Genomic DNA, 4273 nt, shown 5'->3' with positions numbered 1-4273 from the left:
GTCAAGAACAGCCCGCATCTGGAAGTCTTCCGCAAGAAGGGTATCGAGGTGTTGCTGCTGACCGATCGTATCGACGAGTGGCTGATGAGCTACCTGACCGAATTCGATGGCAAGCAGTTCGTTGATGTCGCCCGCGGTGACCTGGACCTCGGCAAGCTGGACTCCGAAGAGGACAAGAAGGCTCAGGAAGATATCGCCAAAGCAAAGGAAGGCCTGGTAGAGCGTCTCAAGACAGCGCTTGGCGATGAGGTTGCTGAAGTGCGCGTATCGCACCGTCTGACTGATTCGCCGGCAATTCTGGCGATTGGTGAGCAAGACCTGGGCTTGCAAATGCGCCAGATCCTCGAGGCCAGCGGACAGAAGGTGCCGGAATCGAAGCCGATCTTCGAGATCAATCCGGCACACCCGCTGATTGAAAAACTCGACGCCGAGCCGGATGAAGACCGCTTCGCCGATCTTTCGCACATCCTCTTTGATCAGGCAGCCTTGGCGGCAGGGGACAGCTTGAAGGACCCTGCAGCTTATGTGCAGCGCCTCAACAAGCTGCTGGTTGAGTTATCCGCTTAACCTGATCTGCCGCAAAAAAGGCCCGTCACTGACGGGCCTTTTTCGCTTCAGCTGATCGTTDGCTTHGTCTTYGGTAACCGTCCGCCGAACCCATCTCCCCGCTTCTTCCAGATAGCGGCATGGTGTGCACCTATTTTTGGTGGACACCATTTCAAGCCACTTTCTGGAGGGTTTCGTGTCTCGACAGCGCCGTACATTCCCCAAGGCTTTCAAGGCCCAGGTCATCGAAGAGTGCGCCCAGTCCGGTGCTTCCGTCGCCGGCGTGGCGCTCAGCCACGGGCTCAATGCCAACCTGGTGCATAAATGGATTCGTAAGCAGCGCGAGCCGCTACCGGTCGTATCTGCACGCTTTATCCCTGTGCCGCTCGGCATCCTGCCTTCAGAGCAGGCCAGCTCTGAAGAGCTGACGATACGAATCGAAATCCCCTACCACGCCGCAGTCTGTCGGTGCACTGGCCGGTGCAGGACGGCGAAGGCTGTACACGCTTGCTGCGCGGGCTGCTCGCATGATTCGCATCGATCGCATCTGGCTGGCCACCGAGCCGATGGACATGCGCGCCGGCACCGAAACCGCATTGGCCCGTGTAGTGGCGGTATTCGGTGCGGCGAAGCCGCACTGTGCTTATCTGTTCGCCAACCGCCGCGCCAACCGCATGAAAGTGTTGGTGCATGACGGTGTAGGGATCTGGCTGGCCGCGCGGCGATTGAACCAAGGCAAGTTTCACTGGCCAGGCATCCACCGCGGCTTGGAGGTTGAACTCGACACCGAGCAGCTTCAGGCTTTGGTGCTCGGTTTACCCTGGCAGCGGGCTGGTGCAGCCGGTGCGATCACAATGCTGTAGCGCCGGCCATTAGCCTATCGCTTTATCTGCGCGGATCGCCTGCTCTGGCACAATCAGCGGCATGACTTCCTTGCCCAATCTCGACCAACTAACACCTGAGCAACTGCGCGCACTGGCCGCCCAGTTGCTCACGCAGGTCGATGCGATGGGCAAAAAGATCCACCGTGATCAAACCATCATCGAGCAGCTCACCCACGAAATCGCCTGGTTCAAGCGCCACAAGTTCGCCAAGCGTAGCGAGCAACTAAGCCCTGAACAGGGCAGCCTGCTGGATGATTTGCTCGACACGGACATCGCCGCCATCGAGGCGGAACTGAAAACCCTCAATCCTCCGGCGGCTCCGGCTGAACCCCGCCAACAGCCCAAGCGCGCGCCGCTGCCAGCCCAGTTTCCGCGTACTGTGATCCGTCACGAGCCGCAGAACACTCAATGCGCCTGCGGCTGCCCGCTGCAACGCATCGGCGAAGACATCAGCGAAAAGCTGGATTACACGCCTGGCGTGTTCACCGTCGAACAGCATGTGCGTGGCAAGTGGGCCTGCCGCCAGTGCGAAACATTGATCCAGGCGCCGGTACCAGCCCAGGTGATCGACAAGGGCATCCCGACTGCCGGCTTGCTGGCTCATGTCATGGTGGCCAAATACGCCGATCATCTGCCGCTGTACCGGCAAGAGAAGATCTTTGGCCGTGCGGGTCTGGCTATCGCGCGTTCGACATTGGCGCAGTGGGTCGGACAAACCGGCGTACAGCTCCAACCATTGGTCGATGCCCTGCGCGAGGCGGTACTGGCGCAAGGCGTGATCCATGCCGACGAAACCCCCGTGCAAATGCTGGCCCCTGGCGAGAAGAAAACCCACCGGGCTTACGTCTGGGCATACTGCACCACACCCTTCGCCGACCTGAAGGCCGTGGTCTATGACTTCAGCCCAAGCCGTGCAGGTGAGCATGCGCGCAATTTTATGGGTCAGTGGAATGGCAAACTGGTCTGCGACGACTTCGCCGGCTACAAGGCCAGCTTCGAGCAGGGCATCACCGAAATTGGCTGCATGGCCCACGCCCGCCGCAAATTTTTCGATCTGCACTCAGCGAACAAAAGCCAGTTAGCCGAACAGGCGCTGCACTCCATTGCCGGGCTGTATGAAATCGAGCGGCAAGCACGGCACATGAGCGATGAAGAACGCTGGCGAATACGCCAGGAAAAGTCTTCACCGATCCTCGATGCGCTGCATGACTGGATGCTGGCCCAGCGTGATCGGGTGCCCAATGGATCAGCCACGGCAAAAGCCCTGGATTACAGCCTAAAACGCTGGCTAGCGCTGACGCGCTATCTGGAAGATGGGGCCGTGCCCATCGACAACAATCAGGTCGAGAACCAGATTCGGCCTTGGGCATTGGGGCGCTCGAACTGGCTGTTTGCCGGTTCACTACGCAGCGGCAAACGGGCGGCTGCGATCATGAGCCTGATCCAGTCAGCACGCCTCAACGGTCACGATCCGTACGCCTACCTGAAGGACGTGCTCATGCGGCTACCAACGCAGCGGGCAAGCGAAATCAGTCAACTGCTGCCGCATCAGTGGATACAGCCTGAAGCAGGCATGTAACCACAGCGGTGTATCACCCCAAACAGCCTACCCGTAATAGTCTCGCACTGATTTTTTGGGCGTTCACGATGTGATACACGGTAAGCGTTCAGCGTGTGATACAGCTACCCGTGCAGCCTGTGATACAGATACGCAAGGTGAGTTAGCTAGACGCTTACTTTAAGACAGCAAGGGAAGGAGGGGGATGAGATGAACATCATCGATTTCCGGGGCGCATGTCCCGTGGCTAGGCCAAGGAAATACGAGAGGGCGAGCGCGCATGGAATGCGGTAACTGCCTCTACGTTACAAGCCCTGAGGAGGCTAAGCCGAGCCCTGAGAAGTGTCCTTTTTGTGGATTACCTTATGCGCTTTCGCAGGCCTGGCGAGATGCATCGTCTAGCGTTACCACCGAAATACGAGCAAACCCTTCGCGCACCTGGGCCAAAAATCGGCTGCTCCGAAAGGCGGCTTTCTGTGCTTGTGTTGTCCTGTTGCTCGGCAGCGCCTACCGGCTGGTCACGTTCCAAAGCGGCAAGTTCGGAGCTGGAGCAATTGGTGCGTCTGACGACTGCTCAGCTCAGTGAGCTGGCGCAGGCCCGGGCAGCGGGTAGTTCCATTACGCTACAGGAAATATTGGATAAAAATACAAAAGCAAATTCAGGACGTCGACAGCTACATCCTAAAGGCCCAAGTCGTCAGAGGCGCTGCTGATCGCAGAGAGGATGCGGTGGTCTATATGCGGGCAGGGCAGGAGACAGCCAGGGGCATTTCCAGCTTCGTAAAAGGGATCGTATCCAATAGTGTGGCGAGCGCCCGAATGCTCCGGGCAGCAAGGCGACTGGCGGATACTGATGGCGGATATGGTTATGATTTTGCCCGTCAAGCGTTTAATGCCGCGCGCCAGTCGCAGGACGAGGCGAAGCAAGAGTACGCCCAAGCTGTTGACCTGATGACTAAGAACCTTGCTCTATTGAAATCCGCTTCGGCCAGGCTCGATTGGGTGGAAGATGACAGCCTGCCAAGCGCCGAAATTTACAAGGCACTCGATTAGCCGAGAGTAGGAAAAGATAAAAAGTGGGAATAAAAAGGGTCAGGTACATTTTTCCTCTAATTATTATCCCGGTTCCTCTTCGGTCGCCCGCGTGGCTTGATGGTCACCTCTCGCCCGAGCATGTGTTCGATTTGACCGGCGAACTGCGATGAACCGAAGGCCGCATTTTGTTGCGTGGCGCGGCCAGCTGGGCCGTGACCTCGTTGTCTTCATCCTTCATGACCAGGGCTTG

General features: G+C 58.1%; 3 protein-coding genes and 2 pseudogenes. All 5 read left to right on the top strand.

The annotated features are described in order from the left end of the window. Positions 1-567, top strand: a pseudogene (locus DQ405_RS24880) (molecular chaperone HtpG); the annotation flags it as partial. Positions 568-691: 124 nt separating this feature from the next. Continuing rightward, positions 692-847 (top strand): annotated as a pseudogene (locus DQ405_RS28810) (transposase); the annotation flags it as partial. Positions 848-1073: 226 nt separating this feature from the next. After that, the gene (gene tnpB / locus DQ405_RS27890) at positions 1074-1409 is read left to right on the top strand and encodes an IS66 family insertion sequence element accessory protein TnpB (RefSeq protein WP_146760192.1); all 336 of its coding nucleotides are present in this window, start codon (positions 1074-1076) and stop codon (positions 1407-1409) included. Positions 1410-1470: 61 nt separating this feature from the next. Further along, positions 1471-3009 carry an IS66-like element ISSal1 family transposase gene (locus tag DQ405_RS24865; protein WP_023911545.1) on the top strand — a complete coding sequence of 513 codons (1539 nt, stop codon included), beginning with the start codon at positions 1471-1473 and terminating at the stop codon, positions 3007-3009. Between the two features lie 561 nt (positions 3010-3570). Beyond that, entirely contained in the window at positions 3571-4041 is a 471-nt protein-coding gene (locus DQ405_RS24860) for a hypothetical protein (protein ID WP_168426397.1), read from the top strand. Positions 4042-4273: the final 232 nt, after the last annotated feature.

It is taken from the genome of Pseudomonas sp. SST3, assembly GCF_003325755.1.
The sequence above is the reverse complement of the archived record's forward strand: the minus strand, read 5'-3'. Positions and strand labels throughout refer to the sequence as shown.